At 74.6% G+C, this 25948-nt stretch carries 17 protein-coding genes and 1 other RNA gene; 5 read left to right on the forward strand and 13 right to left on the reverse strand.

The annotated features are described in order from the left end of the window. Positions 1 to 18: 18 nt before the first annotated feature. Complete coding sequence (locus tag K2224_RS02445) at positions 19 to 1218, reverse strand: uroporphyrinogen-III synthase (RefSeq protein WP_221905028.1); 1200 nt, start codon at positions 1216 to 1218, stop codon at positions 19 to 21. A gap of 182 nt (positions 1219 to 1400) precedes the next feature. Next, positions 1401 to 2810 (reverse strand): MFS transporter, encoded by a 1410-nt coding sequence (locus K2224_RS02450; protein ID WP_221905029.1) that lies wholly within the window; start codon positions 2808 to 2810, stop codon positions 1401 to 1403. Between the two features lie 614 nt (positions 2811 to 3424). Here K2224_RS02450 and K2224_RS02455 point away from each other — a divergent pair. Next, complete coding sequence (locus K2224_RS02455) at positions 3425 to 5329, forward strand: asparagine synthase-related protein (RefSeq protein ID WP_221905030.1); 1905 nt, start codon at positions 3425 to 3427, stop codon at positions 5327 to 5329. Positions 5330 to 5350: 21 nt separating this feature from the next. Here K2224_RS02455 and K2224_RS02460 read toward each other — a convergent pair whose 3' ends face one another. Next, entirely contained in the window at positions 5351 to 5887 is a 537-nt protein-coding gene (locus K2224_RS02460) for a DUF4232 domain-containing protein (protein ID WP_260692308.1), read from the reverse strand. A 188-nt stretch (positions 5888 to 6075) separates the two neighbouring features. After that, positions 6076 to 7080 (reverse strand): LysR family transcriptional regulator, encoded by a 1005-nt coding sequence (locus K2224_RS02465; RefSeq protein ID WP_221905031.1) that lies wholly within the window; start codon positions 7078 to 7080, stop codon positions 6076 to 6078. A gap of 159 nt (positions 7081 to 7239) precedes the next feature. Between K2224_RS02465 and K2224_RS02470 the strand changes: the two genes are divergently transcribed. Beyond that, positions 7240 to 8496 carry an MFS transporter gene (locus K2224_RS02470; RefSeq protein ID WP_221905032.1) on the forward strand — a complete coding sequence of 419 codons (1257 nt, stop codon included), beginning with the start codon at positions 7240 to 7242 and terminating at the stop codon, positions 8494 to 8496. A 112-nt stretch (positions 8497 to 8608) separates the two neighbouring features. On the opposite strand, the gene ssrA is transcribed toward K2224_RS02470, so the two are convergent. The 5 genes from ssrA to ftsE form a co-directional block, all read right to left on the reverse strand. Then, positions 8609 to 8978, reverse strand: a transfer-messenger RNA (tmRNA) gene (ssrA, locus tag K2224_RS02475). Positions 8979 to 9099: 121 nt separating this feature from the next. After that, positions 9100 to 9600: an SsrA-binding protein SmpB gene (smpB, locus tag K2224_RS02480; RefSeq protein WP_221905033.1), complete on the reverse strand. Its 501-nt coding sequence runs from the start codon at positions 9598 to 9600 to the stop codon at positions 9100 to 9102. 18 nt (positions 9601 to 9618) lie between these two features. Beyond that, entirely contained in the window at positions 9619 to 10815 is a 1197-nt protein-coding gene (locus tag K2224_RS02485; protein WP_221905034.1) for a S41 family peptidase, read from the reverse strand. Between the two features lie 67 nt (positions 10816 to 10882). Beyond that, positions 10883 to 11794, reverse strand: coding sequence for a permease-like cell division protein FtsX (ftsX, locus tag K2224_RS02490; RefSeq protein ID WP_221905035.1), 912 nt, complete (start codon positions 11792 to 11794; stop codon positions 10883 to 10885). A 9-nt stretch (positions 11795 to 11803) separates the two neighbouring features. After that, positions 11804 to 12493, reverse strand: coding sequence for a cell division ATP-binding protein FtsE (gene ftsE, locus K2224_RS02495; RefSeq protein ID WP_100604605.1), 690 nt, complete (start codon positions 12491 to 12493; stop codon positions 11804 to 11806). Between the two features lie 317 nt (positions 12494 to 12810). Between ftsE and K2224_RS02500 the strand changes: the two genes are divergently transcribed. After that, positions 12811 to 13002 carry a hypothetical protein gene (locus tag K2224_RS02500; RefSeq protein ID WP_221905036.1) on the forward strand — a complete coding sequence of 64 codons (192 nt, stop codon included), beginning with the start codon at positions 12811 to 12813 and terminating at the stop codon, positions 13000 to 13002. A 144-nt stretch (positions 13003 to 13146) separates the two neighbouring features. On the opposite strand, the gene K2224_RS02505 is transcribed toward K2224_RS02500, so the two are convergent. From K2224_RS02505 to K2224_RS02520, 4 genes are all read right to left on the reverse strand, one after another. Next, positions 13147 to 14094, reverse strand: a complete 948-nt coding sequence (locus tag K2224_RS02505) for an LPXTG cell wall anchor domain-containing protein (RefSeq protein ID WP_221905037.1) — start codon at positions 14092 to 14094, stop codon at positions 13147 to 13149. 377 nt (positions 14095 to 14471) lie between these two features. Continuing rightward, a complete protein-coding gene (prfB, locus tag K2224_RS02510) occupies positions 14472 to 15587 on the reverse strand; it encodes a peptide chain release factor 2 (protein ID WP_221905038.1) in 1116 nt (371 codons plus the stop codon). Positions 15588 to 15735: 148 nt separating this feature from the next. Beyond that, complete coding sequence (locus K2224_RS02515; protein ID WP_221905039.1) at positions 15736 to 17007, reverse strand: serine/threonine-protein kinase; 1272 nt, start codon at positions 17005 to 17007, stop codon at positions 15736 to 15738. A gap of 180 nt (positions 17008 to 17187) precedes the next feature. Further along, positions 17188 to 18819: a serine/threonine-protein kinase gene (locus K2224_RS02520; RefSeq protein ID WP_221905040.1), complete on the reverse strand. Its 1632-nt coding sequence runs from the start codon at positions 18817 to 18819 to the stop codon at positions 17188 to 17190. Between the two features lie 533 nt (positions 18820 to 19352). Between K2224_RS02520 and K2224_RS02525 the strand changes: the two genes are divergently transcribed. Together K2224_RS02525 and K2224_RS02530 are read left to right on the forward strand one after the other, a co-directional pair. Further along, positions 19353 to 23675, forward strand: a complete 4323-nt coding sequence (locus tag K2224_RS02525; RefSeq protein WP_221909386.1) for an FtsK/SpoIIIE domain-containing protein — start codon at positions 19353 to 19355, stop codon at positions 23673 to 23675. A gap of 850 nt (positions 23676 to 24525) precedes the next feature. Beyond that, positions 24526 to 25866: an ABC transporter substrate-binding protein gene (locus K2224_RS02530; protein WP_221909387.1), complete on the forward strand. Its 1341-nt coding sequence runs from the start codon at positions 24526 to 24528 to the stop codon at positions 25864 to 25866. Positions 25867 to 25948: the final 82 nt, after the last annotated feature.

Raw genomic sequence — 25948 nt, forward strand, 5'->3', positions numbered from 1 at the left:
GCCCGCGTCAGACCCGCCTCAGCGCCCGTCCCCGTACTCCCCGGAGTACTTCCCGGACTCCGCCGCCGCGTCCAGGGCCAGCCGGTAGCCGCGCTTGACCACCGTCTGGATCAGCCGGGGCTCCCCCAGCGCCGTCCGCAGCCGCGCCATCGCGGTCTCCACCGCGTGCTCGTCCCGGCCGGCACCCGGCAGCACCCGCAGCAGTTCGGCGCGGGCCACCACCCAGCCGGGGCGGCGGGCCAGGGCGCGCAGCAGCGCCATCCCGGCGGGCGGCACCGGGCGCAGCGCGCCGTCCACCACGGCGGCCCGGCCGCGGATCTCCAGCCGCCGGCCGGCGACCGGCAACGGCGGTATCCGGCCCGGGAGTTCCCGGCACAGCAGCTGCACCAGCGGGCCCAGCCGGAACCGCTCCGGCTGCCGGTTGGGCACCTCCAGCGCCTCCAGCGGGAGCGCCGTCACCGGCCCCACGCACGCCACCAGCACGTCCTGCCGCAGCGCGGCCAGCAGCTCCGGCTGGATGCCGCGCTCGGCGGCCCGGCGCAGCAGCGAGGCGGCGGCCGGCGCGCTGGTGAACGTCACCGCGTCCAGGCCACGCGCCAGGACGGCGTCCAGCAGCCGGTCCACGGGCCCGAGGTCGGTCGGCGGCATCCAGCGGTAGACGGGCACCCCGATCACCTCCGCGCCGCCGGCCCGCAGCGACTCGACGAACCCCGGCAGCGGCTCCCCGTGCAGCTGGACGGCGATCCGCCGCCCGGCGACGCCCGCCGCCATCAGATGGTCGAGCACCTCCGCCATCGACTCCGAGGCCGGCGACCACTTCTCGGTCAGACCGGCCGCCCGGATCGCGCCGCGCACCTTCGGGCCGCGGGCCAGCAGTTCCGTCCCGGCCAGCCGGCCCAGCAGCGCCTCGCCCAGTCCCCAGCCGTCCGCCGCCTCGATCCAGCCGCGGAACCCGATGGCGGTGGTGGCCACCACCACGTCCGGCGGTTCGTCGGCCAGCGCGCGGGTGACGGCGAGCAGTTCGGCGTCGTCCGACAGCGGCACGATGCGCAGCGCCGGGGCGTGCACCACCTGGGCGCCGCGGCGCTCCAGCAGCGCGCCCAGCTCCTCGGCCCGGCGGGCCGCCGTCACCCCGACGGTGAAGCCTTCCAACGGGCGCAGCGCCCGGCCCCGTTCCGCGGGCTCCCGCCCGGCGTCCTCCTGCTGCTGATCGTGCATCGGTCCGCCCCGCTCCGCCCCGAGTGGTCTGTTGCGCCGTGCGCTCCGTCCGCGGCGGGCCCGGGTGCCGCCGCGGCCCCGGCGCAACCCGCGCCGGATGTCGAGCCTGCCAACAGCGCATGACAGGCCCGGTGCGCCAGTATTTCCCCGCTGTTACGGAAGCGCCTCCCGGGGCGCGGTTTTCAGACGTCCGCGTATACGGTGCGGCGCGCCCCGTCCGGCTCCTCCACGGCCGTCCCGCGCTCCGGCCGGCGCACGTACACCGCCCAGGTGACCACCCCGCACACCACGTAGAACACCAGGAACGCGGCGAACGCGCCCGCCCCGGAGCCGGTGGCGGCGAACGCCTCCCGAAAGGCGAGGTTGATGCCCAGCCCGCCGAGCGCGCCGACCGCCCCGATCAGCCCCATCGCGGCCCCCGAGAGCCGCCGCCCCTCGGCCGCGGCCGCCTCGCCGGCCAGCCCCCGGTGCACCGCCCGGGCCAGGAAGATGCCCGGGATCATCTTGTAGGTGGCGCCGTTGCCCAGGCCGGTGAGCAGGAACAGCGCGGTGAAACCGGCGAGGAACAGCGACAGCGAGTGCGCCGCCGAGGCGGCCAGCACCGCCCCGGTGGCCAGGCCCATCGCCACGAAGCCGCCCAGGGTGATCCGCGCGCCGCCGTACCGGTCCGCGAGCCAGCCGCCGGCGGGCCGGGCCAGCGACCCCAGCAGCGGCCCGAGGAAGGTCAGCGACGCCGCCTGGAGCGGGGTGCGCGCGAACTGGCTCTGGAGGATCAGCCCGAAGGCGAAGCTGTAGCCGATGAACGACCCGAAGGTGCCGACGTAGAGCAGCGCCATCACCCAGGTGTGCCGGTCCCGGGCCGCCGCCACGGCCGCCCCGGCGTCGTTGGCCACCGGCCCGAGGTTGTCCATGAACAGCGCGGCCAGCACCGCCGCCAGCACGATCAGCGGCAGGTACACGGCGAGCACCAGCCGCGGCCGGGCGGCTCCTGCCGTGCCGATCACCAGCAGCCCCAGCAACTGGACCACCGGCACCCCGAGGTTGCCGCCGCCGGCGTTCAGCCCCAGCGCCCAGCCCTTCCTCCGCAGCGGGAAGAAGGCGTTGATGTTCGTCATCGACGAGGCGAAGTTGCCACCGCCGACACCGGCCAGCGCGGCCACCGCCAGGAACACCCCGTACGGCGTCCCCGGCTCCATCACGATCGCCGCGGCCACCGCCGGCACCACCAGCAGCAGCGCGCTGAAGACCGTCCAGTTGCGCCCGCCGAACCGCGCCACGGCGAAGGTGTACGGCACCCGCAGCACCGCGCCCACCGCCGTCGGCACCGCCACCAGGAAGAACTTCCCGGCCGGGTCGATCCCGTACTCCGGCCCCATGAACAGCACCATCACCGACCACAAGCTCCACACGGAGAAGCCGATGTGCTCGGTCAGCACCGACAGGACGAGGTTGCGCCGGGCGATCCGCTCCCCGGACTCCCGCCAGAACGCCTCGTCCTCCGGGTCCCAGCGCTCGATCCAGCGCCGCCCCCTCCTCACCCGGCCACCCGTGCTGCGGGTGGCCGCGGTCTCCGTCGCGGTCTGGGCCGTCATGGCGCCTCCCAAGGTCGGTGCGGTCCGCGGACCGGGTCCGAACCCGACGCTAGGGACGGCGGGTTAACGCCCTGTGGCAGCACGTCACCGGCGCGAAACCTTGCGCTCACGCGGGGCGGGTGCACGCGGTGAGCCGCCGCAGCACATCCGCGGCGTACGGAGCGGGGGCGGTGCGCCGCCGTGCACCACGCGCCCCTCCCTTCACCCGAACGGGGTAATGGCACGTGCCGCGGACACTGCCAGCCTTCATATCGGACGCACCGCGTAACCAGCCCACCACGCTCCGTCGCTACGGGCGACAGGTCCCCCGTGACCTGCCGTTCCGGCGGCGGTCCTCGCCCCCGCCAGGGCGCCACACCCGCCCCCGCAGGGATGCCGGGCCCCGACACCGGAAGGAAAGGGATGCCATGCACCGACCCCCGCAGCGGATCACCGGCGGACGGCACGGTTCCTGACGTCCCCGCCGCGCGATCCCCCTTGCCGGGGCACCTCCCCGCCCCGGCAGCACCGAGGCCGGTCCGGCCGCCACGGCCGGACCGACCCGCGCACCGCGCTCCCGTCACCCGACCCCCACCCCCCGACTGCGCCCCGACGCCGAGGAGCGGTAACCCCCCGTGGATTTCCTGGTGTTCCCCGACCACCCCGTCACCGACCGGCTCGCCGCCCGCCTGCCACGGACCCCGGCCACCCGCACCATCACCCACCTCTCCGGCCGCCCCTGGATCGTCGGCCACTGGCGGCACGAGGAGCTGGTGACCGAGCGGGTCGGCCCGCGCTGCGCGGTGCTGCTCGGCACGACCTCGGCCACCTCCGGCGCACTGGCCCGGGTGCTCCGCCGACTGCGCGGGCTCGACGACCTCGCCGGGCTGCGGCACGAACTCCCCGGCAGCTTCTTCCTGTTGGCCCGCATGGGCGCCGAGATCCGCGCCCAGGGCAGCCTCTCCGCGGTCCGCCGGCTGCACCGCACGGAGCTCGCCGGCATCACCGTGCTGGGCAGCCGCCCCCAGGACCTCGCCGCGCTGGCGCACGTCGCGGCCGACTCCGGGCTGCCCGGCGCGCCCGGTACCGGCACCGTCGACGAGGAGGCGCTCGCCGCCCGACTCCTCGCGCCCGGTGCCCCGTTACCCCTCGCACTGCGCACCCCCTGGCGCGCGGTGCACGCCGTACCCCCCGGCCACTGCGCCGCGCACGACCCGGCCGGCCGGTACCGCGAGGACCGCTGGTGGAGCCCGCCGGAGCCGGACCTCCCGCTGCCGGACGCCGCCGAGGCGGTACGGGAGGCGCTCAGCGCGGCCGTCCACGCCCGTACGCACCGCGCCACGCTCAGCGCCGACCTCTCCGGCGGCCTGGACTCCACCAGCGTGTGCTTCCTGGCGGCCCGCGACGGCACCGAGCTGATCACCACCGGCTGGGAGGGCCGCGACCCGGCCGACGACGGCCCCCTGTGGAGCGCCCACAGCGCCTACCGCCTCAGCCGCGTCCGCCACGAGGGCCGCCACCTCTCCCTCCCGTACACCGACGCCCCCACCTGGTACACCCCGCCCGCGCTGCCCGCGCACACCGACCCCGCCGGCCCGCTGGCCGCCGTCCGGGACGCGGCCCGGCTGCTCCACCAGGCCCGCCTGGTCGCGAAGTTCGGCTCCCGGATGCACCTGGCGGGCGTCGGCGGCGACGAGCTGTTCGCGCTGCGGCCGGTGGCCCTGAACTCCCTCGCCCGCGGCGACCTCCGCGCCGCCGTACGCCTGGCCCGCCGGGCCCGCCGGCTCGCCCCCTGGTCGCTGCCGGCCACCGTCCGCACCCTCCTCGGCGGCCGCTGCTACCCCCGCTGGCTGGCCGCCGGCGCCGACCGGATCGCCCCCGGCGCGCGCCGCCGTCCCGCCGGCACGGACTGGGAGGACGTCCCGGCGATGCCGCCCTGGGCGCACCCGGACGCGGTCGCCACGGTCCGCCGGCTGCTGCGCGAGGCGGCCGTCGCGGCCCCCGAGCCGTTCGACCCGCTGCGCGCCCAGCACGAGACGGCCGCCGCCGCGGTCCGGGCCGGCGAGCGGGTCCGCGGCATCGACGCCCTGACCTCGGCGCACGGTGTGGCCTACGAGGCGCCGTTCCTGGACGACGCGGTGATCGAGGCGGCCCTGGCCGTCCGGCTCGCGGACCGGGTGCCGGGCGACGGCGGCAAGCCGGTGCTGGCCGCGGCGATGCGCGGCATCGTGCCCGGCCCGGTCCTGGGCCGCCGCGGCCGGCGCGCGCACAGCGCGGAGTTGCACGCGGGGTTGCGCCGCAACCGCCGGGCACTGACGGCCCTGTGTGCGGACTCCCGCCTGGCGGCGCTGGGCCTGATCCGCCCGGAGGCGCTGCGCCCGGTCCTGACGTCCCTGCAACCGGACACCGGCGCGCTGCGGCCGCTGGACCCGACGCTGGCCGCCGAGTTCTGGCTGCGGGCCCTGCCGGCCCGCCCGGCCCACGGCACCGCCCCGCCCCCCGCCGCGCGGACGACCGCCCCGGCCGCGGAGAGCGACTGACCCGGCCCGCCGCCGGGAGGCTCAGCCGTTCAGTTCGACGGGCGGGCCCATCCAGACGGTCTGCTCGCAGACGTTCATCCGGGTCTTCTTGCCCTTCTCGTCCCGGACCTTTATCGCCTTCTGGTGGTGGTCGCGGGGCGCGCCCACCATGACCTCGTCATTGCTGACCAGGCAGTCGGCCGGCGTCATGCCGGGCCCGTGGTCCTTGTAGCGCAGGCTGGTGGTCACCGTGCCACCGCGCCGGAGGTCTATCGGCATGGTCCGGCCCTGCCCCTTGCCGTCCGACTCCGGTCCCTTGCCGACGTGGACGGCGAAGCTGGGGAAGCCGTCGAAGACGCACGGCTGCGAGCCCTTGTTGACGACCGACAGCCGGGCCTCCCGCTGCGCGCTGCGCGGCACCGCCTTGAGGACGGTGACCCGCCAGCTCAGGCCCTTGGTCCTGCAGTTGGCGTGCAGCGCCGCCATCCGCCCCGAACCGCAACCGGTCACGGTGAACGCGGCAGTGACGGTCAAGGCGAGTGCGGCCATCGTCGTCGCGAGTACGGAACGTCGCTGCACGACTCCCCCCTGTTCATTCCGTTTGTCCAATTCGCACACATCGTTCGCGCGTGGTGTCCGTCCGTAAGGAAGGATTTTCGACGCCGTTGGTTGCCTGCTCGGCGGCACGGATACGCGCCGCATAAAGAGACTTCGATCACGTACCGACGACCGTCCGGGCCCGCCGCCCGCCCGGCCCCTGCGGGATCCTAGGACCTCCCGGCCCCCGCCGCCGCGGCGTCCCGGGCCACGCCCATCGCCGCGGCGTCCGCCTCCGGTAGCCACCACGCGTCGTCGGGGAGCGTCAACCAGCCCTCCCCGGCGCCCAGATCCCGGGCCGCGGCACACAGCGCGTCCAGCCCCGGATGCCGCAGTCCCCGCCGCCACACCATCCCCACCGGCGACAGCGGAACCGGATCCACCACCGGCCGCAGCACCATCCCCGGCACCTCGATGAACTCCACACTCGCCAGCACCGACCAGCCCCGCCTGCGCACCACCCGGACGAACTCCTCCGCCCCCTCGATCTCCGGGAACGGCTCCGCCATCGCGATCCCCCGCCCCTCGAAGAGCCGCGCCGCCAGGTCCGTCCACTCCGCGGTGCGCGGATTGCCGGCCGCCGCGTAGAGCGTCTCGCCGGCCAGCCGGTCCAGCGGCACGGCCGGGGCCGCGGCCAGCGGATGGTCCGCGCGCAGCAGCACCGCCATCGGCTCCAGCCGGACCGGCCGGTGGCAGAGCCCGGCCCGGGCCGCGGCCGGCAGCCCCGCGAACCGCCCGAAGGAGACATCCAACCGACCGGCCGCCAGCTCCGCGGCCGCCCCCGTCAGCCCGCTGTGGAAACGGGCGACCAGCTCGCAGCTGTCCGGCAGCCGCCGCCGGGCCTCCACCAGCAGCCGGTGCGCCGTCCCGACCGGCGCCGCCACGTCCACCACCAGCGGCCGCGCCGGGTCCGCCCGGAAGGCCGCGGCCAGCTCCTCGTGCGCCGCCAACACCCGCCGCGCGTACGGCAGCAGCCGCTCGCCCGCCGCCGTCAGCGCCACCTGCCGGGTGGACCGCACGAACAGCCGGTCCCCCAACTCCCGCTCCAGTCGCCTGACATCGCGACTGAGCGCCTGCTGGGCGACGTAGAGCCGGGCGGCGGCCCGGGTGAAGTGCAGCTCTTCGGCGACGGCGGTGAACGCCCGCAGCAGCCGGGGGTCGATGTCGTACGGCACCGCCCCATCCTCACACCGGCACCCGCCGCCCACACCCTCCTTTCCGCACTCCCACCCCCTACCCGGCCCGCAGGTCAGGCCGCATTCACATCGCGGACGCGTGAATCGCTCCGCCCAGGTGTTGGACGGTGAACGGCGTCCGCCGCGACCGTGGACGGCATGATCCTCTTCCTCGCCGCCCGCCCCGTCGCCCCCGCCCCCGTACGCCCCGCCCGCCGCCGCTCCCCCTACTCCCGGCTCTTCGCCGTCCCCGGCACCCGGGCCTTCACCGCCGCCGGCCTGCTGGCGCGGCTGCCGATGGGGATGCTCGGCGTCAGCGCGATCCTGATGATCGCCGGCACCCGCGGCTCCTACGCGCTGGCCGGGGCGGTCACCGCCACCGGGCTCGCCGCGACCGCACTGGCCGGCCCCTGGACCGCCCGGCTCGTCGACCGCCACGGCCAGGCCCGGATCGCCGTCCCGGCCACCGCCGTCGCCGTCCTCGGCTCGCTCTCCCTGCTGCTGTGCGTCCGCTACGCCGCCCCCGACTGGACGCTCTTCGCCTCCTACGCCGCGACCGCCACCACCCCGAACACCGGCGGGATGTCCCGCGCCCGCTGGGCGCACCTGCTCCGCGACGACCCGGCCGCCCGGCACACCGCCAACTCCTTCGAGCAGGCCGTCGACGAACTGTGCTTCCTGCTCGGCCCGGTCCTGGCGACGCTGCTGTGCACCTCCGTCGCCCCGGAGGCCGGCACCGCCGTGGGCGCCGCCCTGCTGCTCGGCGGCGTCCTGCTCCTGGCGGCCCAGCGCCGCACCGAGCCACCCGCGGTCCCGGCCCCGCCCGGCCGCGCCGGCTCCCCGCTGCGCGCCCCCGGCCTGCCGCCGCTGCTGCTCACGTTCCTCGCCACCGGCGCGATCTTCGGCTCCCTGGAGGTGGTCACCGTCGCCTACGCGGACGCGCACGGCTTCCGGCCCGCGGCGGGTGCGCTGCTCGCCCTCCAGGCGGCCGGTTCCGGCGCGGCCGGGCTGCTGTGCGGGCTGCTGCCGCCCGCGGCCCGGCCCGCCCGGCGCTTCCTGAGATGTCTCGCCGCGATGGCCGCACTGCTGACGCTGCCGCTGGCGGCCGCCGCGACCGGCGCCCCGCCGCTGCTCGCCGCGGCCCTGCTGACGGCCGGCACGGCCACCGCCCCGGCGATGGTCACCGGCATGGGCCTGGTCCAGTCCCGCACCCCGGCGGGCCGCCTCAACGAGGGGATGACGCTGGCGGTGACCGCGCTGCTGGCCGGCATCGCGGCCGGCTCGGCGGCCGGCGGCTGGGCCGCCGAACACCTGCCGTCACCCGCCGCCGGCTACGCCGTACCCGCCGCCGCGGCCGCCCTGGCCCTCGCCGTCACGGCGTCGGCCACGACCCTCGCCGCCCGGCGGACGGCCTGAGGGGCGGGGCCTGCGGGTGGCAGCGCCCCCGCCCCGCGCGGCAAAGCCGCGCAGAAACGACGAAGGCCCCGGTGTTCCGTACGGAACACCGGGGCCTTCGCTCACATGGGAATTGTGGAGATGGCGGGAATCGAACCCGCGTCCAACGGTGCGGAATCAGGGCTTCTCCGAGTGCAGTCCGCTTCGATTTTCTCGGCCCCGGAGATCACGCGGACAAGTCTCCGACGGGCTCAGTCACTGTGAGATGTCCTGCTGAACCCCGTGACCGGGCTCAGAAGTGAAGTCCCCTAGCTGATGCCAGGATCCGGGTCGGGAACATCCCCGGGCTGACACTTCGCAGGTCGCTACTTAGGCAGCGAGGGCGAAGGAATCGCGCTTGGTGTTGGCGATTATTGGTTTCGGCATATGGTTAACGAGATCATTGCCGCTTCCTCGACTCGCTTCCCCTGCTTCGACATCCGCTGTCGAAACCGATCATCCCCATGTTTTCTTTTCAAGGTGGTGCCACACACCCTCGCGGGGTGTGCACCCATCGTACGTGACCGACGCACGCGGATGCCAGCATATTCCCGGCGGCCTGCGCGGAGCCCGGCCGCCGGTACCTCAGGCCCGCTGCCGGCGCCGGGCCGCCGACACCGCCCGCTCCGCCTCCCGGCGGTCCTGCTTCTCGCGCAGCGTCTGCCGCTTGTCGTACTCCTTCTTGCCCTTGGCCAGCGCGATCTCGACCTTGGCCCGGCCGCCCTTGAAGTACAGGGACAGCGGCACGATCGTGTGACCCGCGTCCTGGGCCTTGACCTCCAGCTTGTCGATCTCGGCGCGGTGGAGCAGCAGCTTCCGCTTCCGCCGCGCACTGTGATTCGTCCAGGTGCCCTGCGCGTATTCCGGAATATGGACGTTGTGCAGCCACGCTTCCTGGCCGTCGATCTGGACAAATCCGTCCACCAGCGACGCGCGACCCTGGCGCAGCGACTTCACCTCGGTGCCGGTCAGCACCAGACCACACTCATAGGTGTCCAGAATGTGGTAGTCGTGCCGCGCCTTCTTGTGCTGCGCGACGAGCTTGCGCCCGTCGTTCTTCTCTTTGCCCTTGCCCTTGGTAGCCATAGTCCGGCCATTTTCGCACTAAGCACCGGTGCCGAGGCCACTCAATACCGTGCGGGCCCGTTTCTCCGCGTGGTCCTCGACGATCAGGTCCGGGATGATGCCGGCGCCGTCCACGGCCCGGCCGTCCGGGGTGCGGTAGTGGCCGACGGTCAGCTCCGCGACCGAGCCGTCCGGGAACGCGCTGGGCATCTGCACCGACCCCTTGCCGAACGTCGGCGAGCCCACCACGACCGCCCGGCCGCGGTCCTGGAGCGCACCGGACAGCAGCTCGGCGGCGCTCATCGTGCCGCCGTCCACCAGCACGACCAGCGGGATCCGGGTGTCCCCGGCGCCCTCGGCGTACAGGGCGCGCTGGCTGCCGTGGACGTCGTAGGTGGCGACCAGGCCGCCGTCGAGGAAGACCGAGGCGGTGGCGACGGCCTCGGTGACCAGGCCGCCCGTGTTGCCGCGCAGGTCCAGCAGCAGCCCGTCCCGCGGATCGGCGGCGCGCACCGCGCGGCGGACGGCGGCCCCGGTGCCCCTGGCGAACGCGGTGATCTTGATGCGGGTCGGGGCACCGGCGCCGGACGGGCGGTCCACGACGACGTTCCGGGTGCGCAGCCGGGTCCGGTGCAGCGTCACGCTCCAGTGGCGGGCGCCGCGCCCGAGGTCCAGCCGGACGGGCGTGCCGGCGGCCGCCCCGGAGCCACCGGGGCGGTCGCCGCGCAGTCGGGCGACGGTCTCGGTGACCGGCCGCCCCCGTACGGGCCGGCCGTCGACGGCGTCGAGGCGGTCGCCGACCAGGACGCCGGAGCGGGCCGCGGGGCCGCCGGACTGCACCCGGGAGACCGTGATCCGGCCGTCGTCCCGCTGCCGGACCCACAGCCCGACGCCGACGTAGGTGCCGTCCAACTGGGCCTGGAAGGCGTCGAATTCACCGGGAGCGTAGACCGCCGACCAGCGGTCGCCGCTGCGGCTGACGGCCTCGGCGGCCTGCGCGCCGGACTTGCCGTCCCCGGCCGTCGGCCGGGCGGCCCGCTCGACCGACGGCCGGCCGGCGACCGTTTCCCCGGCGGGCCGGCCCGCGGCGGCGGGCTCCGCAGTGTCCCCGGCGGCTCCGGCGTCGCCCCAGGTGCCGGTGGCGGCGCCCGCGGCGAGCACCCCGGCGAGGAACAGCGTCAGGGCCGCCCCGCGGCGGATGCGACGGGGCCGGTCGTACCAACACGGGCCCGGCATGCCGGTGAGTCTAGGCGACGAAAGGGCGCCGTACGGGGAGTTGACCGTACGGCGCCCTTGGCGAAGCTCACACCTTGAGGTACTTGCGCAGCGCGAAGAACGCGGCGAGCGCGGGCATCAGCAGTCCGATGAGCAGGACCAGCGGCAGCACCGCCAGGACGGAGTCCCAGCCGATGAAGTTGACCACCTGGATCTGCTTCGCCAGCCACTGGTTGATCATGAAGTACTTGCCGCCGACCAGCAGGACGCAGGCGAACGCGGCACCGATGAGGCCGGCGATCGCGGCCTCCATGATGAACGGCAGCTGGATGTAGAAACTGGACGCGCCGACCAGCCGCATGATGCCGGTCTCCCGGCGACGGCTGAACGCCGAGACCCGCACGGTGTTGACGATCAGCATCAGCGCCACCACCAGCATCAGGCCCATCACGCCCAGCGCCGCGTAGCGCATGCCGTCCAGGAGCCGGAACAGCGGCTCGACGGTGTCCCGTTGGTCCTGCACCTGCTCGACGCCCGGGCGCTCGGAGAACGCCGACTTGATCACGTCGAACTTCGTCGGGTCCTTGAGCTTGACCCGGAAGGACTCCGGCAGCTGGTCGGGCGTGACCAGACCGGCCACGGGGGTGTCGCCGAACTGCTCCTTGTAGTGCTTGTACGCCTGGTCGCTGGTCTCGTGCTCCACGTTCTGCACCAGCGGCAGCCGGTGCAGTTCGGCCAGGATGTCGTTCTTCTGCTGGTCGGTCGCCGCGCCCTTGGCGCAGTTGGCGGCCGTCTCGGAGTCGTTCTTGTTGCAGAAGAAGATGGAGACGTTGACCTTGTCGTACCAGTAGCCCTTCATCGTGCTGACCTGGTCGCGCATCAGCAGCGAGGCGCCGAACAGGCCGAGCGAGAGGGCGACGGAGACGATGACGGCGAAGGTCATCGTGAGATTTCGGCGGAGACCGACGCCGATCTCCGACAGGACGAACTGGGCGCGCATGGCGTCCTTTCAGTGCTGGTAGCCGTACACGCCGCGCGACTGGTCGCGTACGAGCCGGCCCTTCTCGAGTTCCATGACCCGCTTGCGCATCTGGTCGACGATCTGCTGGTCGTGGGTGGCCATGACCACCGTGGTCCCGGTGCGGTTGATCCGGTCCAGCAGCTTCATGATGCCGACGGAGGTCTGCGGGTCGAGGTTGCCGGTGGGCTCGTCGGCGATGAGCAGCAACGGGCGGTTGACGAAGGCCCGCGCGATGGCGACGCGCTGCTGCTCACCACCGGACAGCTCGCCCGGCATACGGTCCTCCTTGCCGCCGAGGCCGACGAGTTCGAGGACTTCGGGCACGGTCTTGCGGATCTGCCCGCGCGGTTTGCCGATGACCTCCAGGGCGAAGGCGACGTTCTGCCCCACCGTCTTGTTGGGGAGCAGCCGGAAGTCCTGGAAGACCGTGCCCACCTGGCGGCGCATCTGCGGCACCTTCCAGTTGGAGAGCTTGGCCAGATCCTTCCCCAGTACGTGGACGGCGCCGTGACTGGCGCGCTCCTCGCGCAGGAGCAGCCGCAGGAAGGTGGACTTACCGGAGCCCGAGGAGCCCACCAGGAAGACGAACTCGCCGCGCTCGATCTCCAGGGAGACGTCCCTGAGAGCGGGGCGGTTCTGCTTCGGGTAGGTCTTGGAGACGTTGTCGAATCGGATCACTGATGCACCACGGTCGACCTGGATAGGGGTACGGGTGGCCGGTGACGGCTCCCGTCGGTGAGCGTGACCCTACGCGAACCTCGTGTGGGGGCGAAGTCGCCGAGGGAGGTTGGTGCGTTTCTTCACGGCGCCTACGGGACAAAAGGCGCACATCACGGGGAGCGCACGGGAACGGCGCCGCGGGGCGGACCGCGACGGCGCGGTGCGCGCGGGACGGATCGATCCGTGGGGCGCGCCGTACGGCGGCGGACCTGGCACAGTGGTAGAGGGAACCGATGCGCCTCCCGGTGCGTTGGAGCGGTGAGTAAGGAGGTCGCATGACGTACGACCGATTGGTGTGCGCCAACTGCGCGGCCCCTGTGAGCGAGGGCCGCTGCCCTGTGTGCCGGGCCAACAGGGAGCGTCTCCAGCGCGAGGCGGGTATTTTCGGCCAACTCAACCCGGCGGTGCTGGCGGCCCTGCTGGTCGCGCTGATCGCGGTCGCGGTGCTGCTCCGCCAGGCCGTCTGACGGGCCGGACCCGGCCGCGGCGCCACTGCGTGACGGCGCCGCCGCGCAGCGTGTCCGGACGCCGCCGAAAAACCTTCCGTGGACGCCCGAGGGGCCCGGGACGCAGTGCGCGTCCCGGGCCCCTCGTCATGTGCCGCGTCGGCGTCAGGCAGCCGCCGCGCCGCCGCCCTTGTTGATCAGGCGCGGCAGGACCCGGAAGCCCACCCCGCCGGCGATCATCGTGGCCGCGCCGATCAGCAGGAAGGTGGTGCCGGACGAACCGGTCTCCGCCAGCTGACCGCCCTTGGCCTGCTGCTTGGCCTGGCCCGGGGTGTCGACGACCTGCTCCTTGCCCTGGCCGGGCTGCTCGATCGGCTTGGAGCCCTCGTTGTCGGTACCGGTACCGGTGCTGTCGCCGCCGGTGCTGCTGCCGCCACCGGTGCTGCTGCCGCCGGAGTGACCACCGGTGCTGCTGCCGCCGGTCTGGCCGCCGGTGGTCTGGCCACCGGAGGTCTGACCGCCGGTGCTCTGACCGCCGGTGCTCTGGCCACCGCTGTTCTGACCGCCGGTGGTCTCGCCACCGGTGCTCTGACCGCCGGAGTTCTGGCCACCGGTGGTCTCACCGCCGGTGCTCTGGCCGCCGGAGTTCTGGCCGCCGGAGTTCTGGCCACCAGTGGTCTCGCCACCGGTGCTCTGGCCACCGCTGTTCTGACCGCCGGTGGTCTCGCCACCGGTGCTCTGACCGCCGGAGTTCTGGCCACCAGTGGTCTCACCGCCGGTGCTCTGGCCACCGGAGTTCTGGCCGCCGGTGGTCTCGCCACCGATCTCGCCGCCGGTGGTCTGGCCACCGGAGGTCTGGCTGCCGATCTCGCCGCCGGTGGTGTCGCCGCCGGTGGTGTCGCCGCCGGTGGTCTGACCGCCGGAGCTGTCGCCACCGGAGTCTCCACCGCCGATGACCCCGCCGATGAGGCCACCGATGAGGCCACCGCCGGAACCGCCGGCCTCACCCGGGCTGGCCGCGGAGGCCGCACCGGCCGCGGTGAGCGACGCACCGGCCGCGATCACCGCACCGGCCGCAATGCGCGCAACGCGCAGCCGCGTCTTCTTCGTCATGTACTGCTACCCCCAGTAGCTGAACTCGTCATTGGAGCACCGCCGCACGGGGCCACGACCGATGGGGGTGTGCACGCCTCGGCCCGGCACTGCCGGCGGACCGTTCGCCTCCCCGTTCCTACACGCGCCCCATGACACACGCATGCCGCGCTCAGCCTTCCCAGTTCTCCGAACATCGTCAAGGCCGAATAAAGGCTTGTTGCCTGAATTGCTACGGGTTGGGCGATACATGGACGTACGACTGTGACCTAACCGCCACCGCAAAAAACAACTGCCCCCCTCGGGGAGGCAGTTGTCCGAGCTTTTCGCCGGGTGTTTCGCGGGCGTTCGTCCGCTTGTGTCCGTGGCCGTCGGCGGCGCTCCGCAGGTGTCGGCGGTTACTTCGCCTGCTGCTCCTGCTGCTTGCGCCAGCGGATGCCGGCCTCCAGGAAGCCGTCGATGTCGCCGTCCAGCACGCCCTGCGGGTTGCCGACCTCGAACTCCGTCCGCAGGTCCTTGACCATCTGGTACGGGTGCAGGACGTACGAACGCATCTGGTTGCCCCAGGAGTTGCCGCCGTCGCCCTTGAGGGCGTCCATCTTGGCCTGCTCCTCCTGGCGGCGCCGCTCCAGCAGCTTCGCCTGGAGGACGTTCATGGCGGTGGCCTTGTTCTGGATCTGGGAGCGCTCGTTCTGGCAGGAGACGACGATGCCGGTGGGGATGTGGGTCAACCGGACCGCGGAGTCCGTGGTGTTGACGCCCTGGCCGCCGGGGCCGGAGGAGCGGTACACGTCCACCCGCAGGTCGGACTCGTCGATCTCGATGTGGTCGGTCTGCTCGACGACCGGCAGCACCTCGACGCCCGCGAAGGACGTCTGGCGGCGGCCCTGGTTGTCGAACGGCGAGATGCGCACCAGGCGGTGGGTGCCCTGCTCCACGGAGAGCGTGCCGTAGGCGTAGGGCACCTGGACGGCGAAGGTGGTCGACTTGATGCCGGCCTCTTCGGCGTACGAGGTCTCGTACAGCTCGGTCTTGTAGCCGTGGCGCTCGGCCCAGCGCAGGTACATCCGCTGGAGCTTCTCGGCGAAGTCCGCGGCGTCCACCCCGCCGGCCTCGGCGCGGATGTTGACCACGGCCTCACGGGCGTCGTACTCGCCGGAGAGCAGCGTGCGGACCTCCAGCTCGTCGACCGCCTTGCGGACGTCGGCCAGCTCGCGCTCGGCCTCCTCGCGGGTCTCGTCGTCGCCCTCGGCCTCGGCGAGCTCGAAGAGCACCTCGAGGTCGTCGACCCGGCCGCGCAGCTCCTCGGCCCGGCGCAGCTGGCCCTGGAGGTAGGACAGCTGGCTGGTGATCTTCTGGGCGCTGGCCGGGTCGTCCCACAGGGACGGCGCGGCGGCCTGCTCCTCGAGCACGGCGATATCTGCCCTCATCTTGTCGAGGTCCAGGACGGCCTCGATCGACCCCATGGTCGAGGAGAGGGACTTCAGCTCTTCGGATACATCGACGACTGCCACGCACCCAGCCTAACGGCTGCCGCCGACAATCTGTCCCGGCGCGTCCCCGGCCCCGGCTGCCCAGAGGGGCCCGGAACGGGGCCCGAGGGCCCGCCGCCGAACCCGCCCGGGGCACCCGCGCCGCCCCCGCGTCCCGCTCCCGCGCAGGTCATGGGGCCTGCCGCGGCTGATGCACGCCCGGCGTGGCACCGCCCGGCTCCGTACCGCCGTCACCCGAGGCGAGCAGCCCGCCGACCGCGGCCGCCACGACGACGAGGGCGGCCGCCACGCCCACCCTGAGCCGCCGGCGCCGCACCGCCTCCGGTACCGAGCGGTGCCGCGCCGAGCCCGCCCGGCGCTCCCCCGGCGCCCGCGGGGCGCGGGCCGTGCCGTGCGCGCCGCCGGCCAGCTCGTCCGGGCCGGGGACCCGCATGCTGGTGTGCGTCTCCCGGTTGGAGTCCGGCTTCGCCCCCTGGACCAGGGGGACCGCGCCGCGCGGCGGGCCCTGGGGCGTCACCGCCGGATAGCCGGCCTCCGGGCGCGATCCCGCCGGGGCGCCCTCGGGGTCGTCGGCCGGCTGCTCGTCGTCGGGCTCGTCGATGTCCAGCGGCGGGATACCGGTCAGGCCGGGCAGGATCTCCCGCAGCCGGGCGGCCAGCTCCGGGGCCCGCAACCGGGACGCGGGCGCCTTGGCCAGGCACTGGACGAGCAGCTGCCACAGCTCGTCCGGGATGCCCGGCAGCGGGGCGACGCTCTCGGTGACATGGCGGCGCAGCACCGCGCCGGGGTGGCCGCCCCCGAAGGGCGTGAAGCCGGCGAGCATCTCGTACAGGACCGTCGCCAGCGCGTAGACGTCCACCGAGGCGCGCGGCGGCAGGCCCTCGATGATCTCCGGGGCGAGGTAGTCGGGGGTGCCGATGACCTTCGTCGCCCGGGTGCGGCGCGGGGAGTCCACCAGGCGCGCGATGCCGAAGTCGGTGAGCAGCGCGGGGTGCGCGCCACCGGGGCCGAGCGGCCCCTGCATGTCCAACAGGACGTTCTCCGGCTTGACGTCGCGGTGCACGATCCGGGCGGCGTGCGCGGCGGCGAGGCCGTCGGCGACGTCGGCGGCGATGGCGACGGCGGCCTCCGGGGCCAGCCGCCGCTCGCGCTCCAGACGGGTGCGCAGGTCCGTGCCGCGGACCAGGTCCATGACGAGCGCGAGGTCGGCGCCGTCGACGACGAGGTCGCGGACACCGACGACACGCGGGTGCGAAAGGCTCAGCAGCGCCGCCCGCTCCTGCACGAAGCGGCCGACGAGCTCCTGGTCGGAGGCGAGATCCTCCCGCAACAGCTTGATGGCCACGGCCCCTTCGGGACCCTCGCCCAGCCATACCGTGCCGGCACTGCCGCGCCCCAGGATCTGGTGGGCGGTGTACCGGCTGCCGATCTTCCGTGCCAAGACTGCTCCGACGTGTCGGGCCCCCGAGCGTCCTGCGGGGGCTGAGGTTGGCGTCAAAGCTACGCGGGCGCCAGAGGGTTCAGTGCCCCCAATGGCGGCAACCGTCACTTCTGTACGGGAATTCACCGGCCGGAAGTCGACAAAGCGACGATGCCACCACCGCTCCGCCCGTACGGACCGTCAGCCGCCGAGCTTCTGTACGAAGTCCTTCACGCTGGTGATGACGTCGCCGATCTGCTGGAAGAAGCCCTTGGTCGTGCCGATCCACTCCTGGAGCGGGGTGAACTCCCAGATCAACCAGGCCGCCACGAACAGCAGCAGCACCGTGAACAGGCAGCCCTTCAGGCACCCCAGACCGGGGATCCGCATCGGGTTGGCGCTGCGCCGCCGCGGCTCGCGCGGAGGCCGCGGCTCCCGCGCGGGCGGCGGGGCCGGCTCGTAGCGCTGCTGCGGCGGCTCCGGACGGCGCTGCGGGGCCGGCGGCCGCTGCGCGGCGTAGCCGGCCGGCGGGGCGTCGTACCGGGGCTGCTGCTGGACCGGGGCGGGCGCCGGGCGGCGCTGCGGACGGCGGCGCAGCGGGTCGTCCTGCGGCGCCAGGTACTGCACCTGGGTCTGCTCGTTGCGGTCGCGGGCGGCCCGCATCTGGGACTCCCACGGGTGGGGGCCCTCGGGCTCCACCGGACCGGCCATGGGCGCGCCGGCCGGCATCGGGGGCACCGGCGGCATGGCGCGCGTCGGGGCCGGGCCCTGGCCGGCGGGACCGCCGGTGGACGGCAGCACGCTGGTCGGCGCGCCCGGGTCGTAGGAGGAGGCGTTGGTGGGCAGCACCTGGGTGGGCGCCGCGGCGTCCGTCCCCTGGGCGCCGCCGGTGCCGGTACCGGGGACGGTGGCCGGGTCCGGGTCGGGGACGAGCAGCGCGGCGACGCCCAGGGCCGCCTCGGCCTGCTGCGGGGTGGCCTGCGCGCCGATGCCGGCCGCGACGGTGCGCAGCCCGCGCGCGAGGTTCTCGGCACCGGGGCGCTCCTCGGGCCGCTTCCGCAGACAGCGCTCGACGATCGTCCACAGCGGCTCGGGGACCGACGGCGGGCGCTGCGGGTCCTCGGCCAGGTGCTTGTGCAGCACCTCCAGGGCGGTCGCCCCGGCGAACGGCGGGCGGCCGGTGAGCAGTTCGTAGAGCAGGATGCCGGCGCCGTAGACGTCCACCGCGGAGGTCTGCGGGCGGCCCTCGGCGGACTCCGGCGCCACGTAGGCGGGGGTGCCGACGAACTCGTGTGTACGGGTCAGGCCCGGGGAGTCGGCCAGCCTGGCGATGCCGAAGTCGGTCAGCATCGGGTGCATCGCGCCGTCCCCGTCCGAGCCGGCGAGCAGGACGTTGGCGGGCTTGAGGTCGCGGTGGACGACGCCGTCGGCGTGGCTGGCGGCCAGCGCGTCGGCGATCTGCGCGGTGAGCAGGGCGGCCGCCACCGGGCTGAAGGGGCCGTTGTCGCGGAGGTAGCGGTGCAGGTCGGGGCCGTCGACGAGGTCCATGACCAGCGCCAGCAGGTCGCCCTCGACGACCAGGTCGCGGGTCCGGACGATGTTGGGGTGGGTGAGCCGCAGCAGGACCGAGCGCTCCCGCAGGAAGCGCATCACCACGTCCGCGTCGGACGCCAGCTCCTCCTTGAGGACCTTGATCGCGACCATCTCGCCGGGCTCCCCCGGGACGGCGGCCTCGGCACCGGCCGTCTCCCTCTGGCGGGCACGCCAGACGGTGCCCGTGGCGCCGCGCCCCAGAGGCTCTTCAAGCAGGTACTTGCTGCCTACCGGCCGCACGTCATGCGCTCCCTGGTCGTGGTGGATCCTTGCCTGGCCCGCTGGGTCAGCTCGCGGCCCGTCCGCCCCACTGTAGTGCCGTCGCACAAACATCTCGGTGCGACGGACGGGGCGGTGCTCCTGGGGAAGACGCCGCTCCGGTGCCGTTGGTTGCCCGGATTCCGGACGCCCCCCACCGCGGTCGGTACGGGGCGGGAGACGCCCGCGTCAACACGGCCGGGCCCCGCGTCAGCGGTCCGGGTGCCGTCCGCCACTGACCGGTTCGGCGGCGCTCAGTGATCGAAATCGGCCGGTTCGGTGCCCGTAAGCAGGCGGTTTTCCGACGGGCACCGACCAATCAAGATCATTTAAGGGCGGTCGGCGGGCGTGTTGTCAGTGGCAGGTGCGAGGATGCATCCCAGCACGCACGCGGCGGGGGCGCGCGGTCACTGTCGCGACGTGCCTGGGACATGTCCGTGCCGACGTGCCCGGGGTGCGGTGGGGGGCGAGCGGAGCCCCTGCCGCGTTCCCGGCAGAAGGGACCGTTGACGGCGATGCAGATCCGGCTGACCGTCCTCGGGCCGCGCAGCGGCCACACCACACGGGCCTGCGACGTCCTCGTGACGGCCCCCGCCGGCACAGCCCTGGCCACCGTGGCCGGCTCGCTCGCGGCCGCCGTCGCGGGCTCCGGCGCGGACGTCGGCACCACCGGCAGCAGCGCCCCCGTCGTCCTCTACGCCGGCACCGAGCGGCTCGACCCACAGCGCGCCGCCCTCGGCGAGCCACCGCTGATCGACGGCGCGGTGCTCACCCTCCAGGGCCCCGGCCCGGCCCCCGCCCACGGCCTGCCGCACGGCTCCGCCCGGCTCCGCGTCGTCTCCGGCCCCGACGCCGGCGGCGTCCACCTCCTGCACGGCGGCCAGGTCCGCATCGGCCGCTCCGCCGACGCCGACGTCCCCCTGGACGACCCGGACGTCTCCCGCCTGCACTGCGCCGTCACCGTCGAGGCCGACGGCTCCGTCTACGTCGCCGACCTGCGCTCCACCAACGGCACCGCCGTCGACGGCACCGAACTCGGCGACCTCGCCGTCCCCCTGCCGCCCGGCGCCCTGCTGCGCATCGGCGAATCGGCACTCCGCCTCCAGCCCCCGCCCCGCACCCCGGACCCGGCCCTGCGCGCCACCCCCGACGGGGAGGGGCACCTCCGCGTCGCCCCCGGAGGGGCCGCCGCCGGGGGGACGGCCCTCGGGGAAGCCCCGTCGGCCACCGGGGAGACCGCGTCGGGCTCGCTGTACGCCGGGGCGGGATACGCCGGCGTCGACGGGCGCGGGCACCGGCGGGTGCCCGGGGACGGTGATGCGTACGGAGCCGGAGCGGGCGGCGGCATCGGGACCGGTTCCGCGGCCCCTCACGGACGTGGCGATGCCGGGGCACCGCCGACGGGCGACGCCCAGCTGCCCGCCGCCGGTGCCCCGGCGCCCGACGGGCCGGGCCGCCGGCGGGACACCCCGTTGCGCGGCATTCCCGCCCCGGCCGTCGGGGAACCGGACGGCGGGGCGACGCCCGTAGGCGCGGGCGGCGTCCCGGCACCGTCGGCGGGCGGCCTCTTTCCGATCGCCGCGCCCGGGCCCGCTCAGGTGCCGGGCGCACGCGGAGCTGCCGTCCCCGCCCCGGTCGCGGGCGGCAGCGGGACGGCCGGAGCCGCAGTCGGGACAAACAGGGCGGCCGGGGCGCACGGACCTGGTCCGGCGCATGGCGGCCCCGTACAACCGGCCCCTGTGACGGACCGGCCGGCGACGGAGTACGGGACAGCCGAGTACGGGGCGGCGGCCTACGGAGCGACGGAGTACGACCCGGCGGCATACGGGGCGGCGCGGGCCGGTCATGCGCCCGGCCATGACGCGCCGGCCGGGCACGAGGCGCTCGCCGGCCGGGGCCCCGCGCCCACGGGCGGGCAGACGCACGGCGGACAGCAGTCCCTGGCCCCCGCCGACCCGGTGACCCGTAAGGCCGGCCGGCGCGGCGGCCTCGGCGCCTGGGCGCGACGCCTGGCCGGCGGCCGCCCCGCGACGGAGCACACAGAGCAGCAGGACCCGGCCTCGGCCCCGGCGGGCCGGTACGACACCACGGACGCCGACGGCGCCGCCCAGGTCGCCGGCGGCCCGTCCGACATGGCCGCCGGAAGCGCCCCCGTCCCCTCCGGCCCGGCCGCCGACGAGCGCTGGCCGGACGCCGCCGCCGTCCTGCTCACCGCGCTCGGTCCCGGCCCCCGGCTCTGGGAGCGCGGCCCGGAGCACCCGGACTCGCTCACCGTCCGCCTGGGGACGGCCGAGCGGGACGGCGGCCGCACCGCCGCGCCCGTCACCGTCGAGATGCGCCGGGCCGGCGCCCTCGGGCTGGCCGGGCCGCGGGACCGGCTCGTCGGGCTGGCCCGGTCCGCGGCCGCGCAGCTGGCCGCACTGCACTCCCCCGGGACGCTGGAGATCGTGCTCGTCGGCTCCGACCGGGCACGCCCCCTGGAGGAGCGGGTGGCCGACTGGTCCTGGCTGGGCTGGCTGCCGCACGTCCGCCCGGCCCGTGGCCAGGACTGCCGGCTGCTGCTCGCCTACGACAAGGAGCAGGCCGCGGCCCGTACGGCAGAGCTGGTGCGGCGGCTGGACGACGGCCCCCTGGGCCCCGGCTGGCCCAGTGCCGAGCGCGCCGAGGTGGCGGCCGCCGCCGCCCGTCACCAGGGCCCGTACACCCTGCTGATCGTGGACGGCGACCCCGGTTCGTCGGCGCTGCGCGAGACCACCGCCCGGTTGGCCGCGGGCGGCCCGGCGGCCGGCATCCATGTGCTCTGCCTGGCCGAGACACCGGCCGCCTCCCCCGCCTTCCCGCTGGCCGCGACCTACGAGGCGGCGCGCGCCGCCTCGCCCGCGTTCGGCGAGTGCGGGGCGGTGGCGGTGCTCAGCGGCGACGTCGCCACGGCCCTGCGGGTGGTCCAGCCGGGCTCGGGGCCGAACGGCACGGTCGCGACCGTGGACGCCGTCTCCGCCGCCTGGGCGGAGCGGTTCGCCCGGGCGCTGGCGCCGCTGCGCGAGGCCGAGGCGGGCGGCGGCGCGGGCGGGGCGGCGGCACCGCGCGCCGCCATACCGCTCCCGGAGTCGACGCGCCTGCTGGACGAACTGGGCCTGGCCCGTGCCACCCCCGCGTCCCTGATGGCCCGTTGGGCGGCCGCGCAGGACACCGACCGGCCCCACGCCGCCGCGGTCCTGGGCGCCGGGCCGCACGGGCCGGTGACCGCCGACCTCGCGGCCGACGGCTCGCATCTGCTCGTCGAGGGCGCGCCGGCCACCGGCAAGACGGAGCTGCTGCGGTCCCTCGCCGCGTCGCTGGCCGCCGCCGACCGGCCGGACCGGCTGGCGCTGGTACTGGTGGACGGCGGCGGCGCCGAGCGCGGCGAGGGCCTGCGGGTCTGCACAGACCTACCGCACGTCACGACGTACCTGGCCGCCTCGGACCCGCTGCGGATGCGGGAGTTCGCCCAGGCCCTCTCCTCCGAACTCAAGCGCCGCGCCGAAATACTGGCCGGCACCTCCTTCTCCGAGTGGCGCACCAAACACCTCCCGGCCCCCCGCATCATCGCCCCCCGCCGCTCCACAGAGGGCACCCCCACAACACCCGGTACCGCCACCCCACTTGGCACATCCATGCCATCAGGCACGCCCCGGCCATCCGAGGCATCCGGCGCGTCCGGCCCGTCGATGACGCCCGGCGCATCCTCGCCGCCCGGCACGCCCCCGACATCCCGCGTGTCCCCGACTTCCGGCGCGTCCATGGGGTCCGCCGCATCCGTGGGGTCCGGTGCACCCATGGGGTCCGGTGCATCCCCGTCCGTGCCGGCACCCCACGACGGCACCCCCGCCGCCCCCCACTCCCCATCCGCCACCCCCACCTCCCCCTTCTCTCCGCCCCCTGCCACTCCACCCACCCCCTCCGCCCCCTTCACCCCCTCCACCTCTTTCACAACGAGTAACGAATCCGAGGAACAGATCACCCTCCGTAATCGTTGCCGTAATAAGGAAGAAGGCGGCGACACCCCGGCAGGCCAGGCGGACCCCACCCGCACGGGCACCCTGCGCCTCCGCGCCCGCCCCGGCGCCACCTCCCAAGAACACAGCCACCCCGACCACCACGACCACCGCACTCCCGCCGACCACCGCGACCGCGACCGCGACCGCCCGGAGGCCACCGAGCCCCACCGGGAGCCGAACCGGTCCGGCGCCTCCGCCCAGACGACGGCGTCGGCCGCCGCTCCGGCCCCACCGACCGCCGCCCCGATGCCCCGCCTGTTCGTCCTGGTCGACGACTTCGACGCTCTGGTTTCCCCGGCTCTGGGCAGCACGGGCCGCCCGGCCGCCGGTTCCGTGGTGCGCGCCCTGGAGGCGGTCGCCCGGGACGGCGCCGCCCTGGGCGTGCACCTGGTGGCCGCCACCGGTCACCCGGACCGCACCGACGGCACCGCGACCGCCGAACGAGCCGCTCTGCGGATCCAGTTGGGCGGCTTGGGCGGCCTTGGCACCGCCACCGACTCGGCCGAGGCGTCGGCGCAGGCCGGGGCCGAGCCGACGCCGCCCGGCCGCGGGCGACTGCACCGTGCGGCGGACGGCACGTCCACGCCGTTCCAGGCGGGCCGGGTGACCGGGCGGATACCACGCACGTCCACCCTGCGGCCCACCGTCGTGCCCCTGGAATGGGCACGGATGGGCGACCCGCCGGCCCGGCGCCCGCTGCGCGAACTGGGCAACGGCCCGACGGACCTGGCGTTGCTGGCCAGCGCGCTGCAACGGGCCGCGCAGTCCTCGGGGGCGACGGCGGGGCCACCGCTGGTGTGACGGCGGGCCCGCCGCGGCCGGGCGGCGTCGGGCCGGCATGAGGATGCGGGGCCGTGCGGAGGCGGGGCTACGGCCGAACAAGAGCCGGGGCTACCGGCAAGCCGGGGCGGGGCTGCGGACGGGGCGGGGGCTGCCGCCAGGGGCGGGGGCCCGGTCCCGTAACGGGGCCATTACGAATGGGGAGTTGGCGTGGGTGGCGGTATTGCGGAGCCCGGGGTGGGGGCGTAGGACTGTCGCACGTGCCGCGGTCACGGGGTGAGCGCGGACGCGACCAGGGCAGCGGGCAGGCGGGAGCGCCACGGCACGGTGGGAGCGCCACGGCACGACGGCCGCAACTTCCCGAACAGCAGCGTCCCGAGCAGCAGTGGTGGCACGGCGGCGCACCAGGCCCGGCAGCGGGACGCACCAGGCACAGCGCCAAGCACCAGGCACAGCGGCAAGCACGACGCACCAGGTACAGCGCCAGGCACGGACGCACCAGGTAGAGCGACGCACCGGGTAGAGCAGGTGCGGCAGGTCGGCAGACACGCGGCAAGTCGGCAGGCACGGCGCCATCGCAATCCCACCGCAATCCCATCGCAATCACCAACGCGATCACAGCACTGCACAAGCGCAGCCTCAGCGGCCGGCGGCTTCGTACGCGGCGGCTTTCGTACGCGGCTGCATGGGGCGGACTGTTGGCGTGGGGCGAACGCCGGGCGGCGAGCGGGAAGTCGACGTCGGATGCCGACGTCGGATGTTGGCGTGGAGAAGTCGACGTGGAGAAGTTGACGTGGATGGGGCAGGGAGGGGTGTGGGGATGCATAGAAGAGTTGGTTGGAGAGTTGGTTGGAGAGTTGATGGGGTGCGGGTGGTGGCCGTCGTTGCGGTGGTGGCGTTCGGGGTGGCTGGGTGTGGGAGTGGTAGTGGGGGCGGAAGTGGGAGGAGTGGCGGCGGTGGGGGGAAGGGGGGTGGGGGTGCGGCGGTGACGGTGGCGCTGCCGAAGCTCGACGGGCAGCGGCTGCAGGTGACGGCGGTGTGGACCGGGGCCGAGCGGGACAACTTCGGCAAGGTGCTGGCGGAGTTCGAGAAGCGGACCGGGGCGAAGGTCGACTTCGTGCCGAGCGGTGACGACATGGCCGGTTTCATCGGGTCCAAGATCGCGGGCGGCGGGCCGCCGGATGTGGCGCTGTTGCAGCAGGTCGGGGTGCTGAACGAGTTCGCGGCGAAGGGGTGGATCAAGCCGCTCGGGGCGGACGCCAAGGCGCAGTTGACGAAGAATTTCAGCAAGGGCTGGCAGGCGCTGGGCGCCCATGACGGCACCGATTACGGGGTCTATTTCAAGGCCAGCAACAAGTCGCTTGTCTGGTACAACGCCAAGGTTTTCGAGAATGCCGGGGTCTCCGAGCCGAAGACCTGGCCGGAGTTCCTCAAGGTGGCGCAGACGATTTCCGAGTCGGGTGTGGAGCCGGTGTCGGTGGGCGGGTCGGACGGCTGGACGCTGACCGACTGGTTCGAGAACGTCTATCTCTCGCAGGCCGGGCCGGAGCAGTACGACCGGTTGGCCAAGCACACGATCAAGTGGACCGATCCGTCGGTCAAACAGGCGCTGACGACGCTCGCGCAGCTTTTCGGGCGGAAGGAACTGCTGTCGGGCGGCAATGCGGGGGCGTTGCAGACGGATTTCCCGACGTCGGTGACGCAGACGTTCGCCGGGGGCGACGCCCCGAAGGCGGCGATGGTGTCGTCGGCCGATTTCGCGGCGGCCGACATCGCGCAGACGAAGGCGAAGGTGGGGACGGACGCGAAGGTGTTCCCGTTCCCCGCGGTGGGGGCGAAGTCGCCGGTGGTGACCGGTGGGGACGTGGCGGTGGCGCTGAAGGACAGCAAGGCGGCGCAGGCGCTGCTGACGTTCCTGGCGTCGCCGGACGCGGCCGGGATCTGGGCGCGGGCGGGCGGTTTCCTCTCGCCGAACAAGGCGCTGGACCCGTCGGCGTACGGGGACGACGTGATGCGGAAGATCGCCGGGGCGTTGATCGCGGCGGGTGACGACTTCCGGTTCGACATGTCCGACCAGGCGCCCGCGTCGTTCGGCGGCAAGCCGGGGCAGGGCGAGTGGAAGGACCTCCAGGACTTCCTGAAGAACCCCAAGGACGTCGTGGGCGCCCAGCAGCAGTTGGAGCAGGACGCGGCCAAGGCGTTCGGGCACTGAGGCCGTGAGGCCGTGAGGCCGGCTCGACGGAGCCGGGACGACGCGACGGAGCCAGGTCAACGCCACCGGGAGCGGAAGCGGG

The organism is Streptomyces sp. BHT-5-2 (assembly GCF_019774615.1).
GTDB lineage: Bacteria > Actinomycetota > Actinomycetes > Streptomycetales > Streptomycetaceae > Streptomyces.

Excerpts from the sequence above, each read along its gene's own strand:
- K2224_RS02505 (WP_221905037.1), bottom strand. The coding sequence starts at position 14,094 with ATGACGAAGAAGACGCGGCTGCGCGTTGCGCGCATTGCGGCCGGTGCG.
- K2224_RS02485 (WP_221905034.1), bottom strand. The coding sequence starts at position 10,815 with ATGCCGGGCCCGTGTTGGTACGACCGGCCCCGTCGCATCCGCCGCGGG.
- K2224_RS02445 (WP_221905028.1), bottom strand. The coding sequence starts at position 1,218 with ATGCACGATCAGCAGCAGGAGGACGCCGGGCGGGAGCCCGCGGAACGG.
- K2224_RS02525 (WP_221909386.1), top strand. The coding sequence starts at position 19,353 with ATGCAGATCCGGCTGACCGTCCTCGGGCCGCGCAGCGGCCACACCACA.
- ftsX (WP_221905035.1), bottom strand. The coding sequence starts at position 11,794 with ATGCGCGCCCAGTTCGTCCTGTCGGAGATCGGCGTCGGTCTCCGCCGA.
- smpB (WP_221905033.1), bottom strand. The coding sequence starts at position 9,600 with ATGGCTACCAAGGGCAAGGGCAAAGAGAAGAACGACGGGCGCAAGCTC.
- K2224_RS02470 (WP_221905032.1), top strand. The coding sequence starts at position 7,240 with ATGATCCTCTTCCTCGCCGCCCGCCCCGTCGCCCCCGCCCCCGTACGC.
- K2224_RS02450 (WP_221905029.1), bottom strand. The coding sequence starts at position 2,810 with ATGACGGCCCAGACCGCGACGGAGACCGCGGCCACCCGCAGCACGGGT.
- K2224_RS02500 (WP_221905036.1), top strand. The coding sequence starts at position 12,811 with ATGACGTACGACCGATTGGTGTGCGCCAACTGCGCGGCCCCTGTGAGC.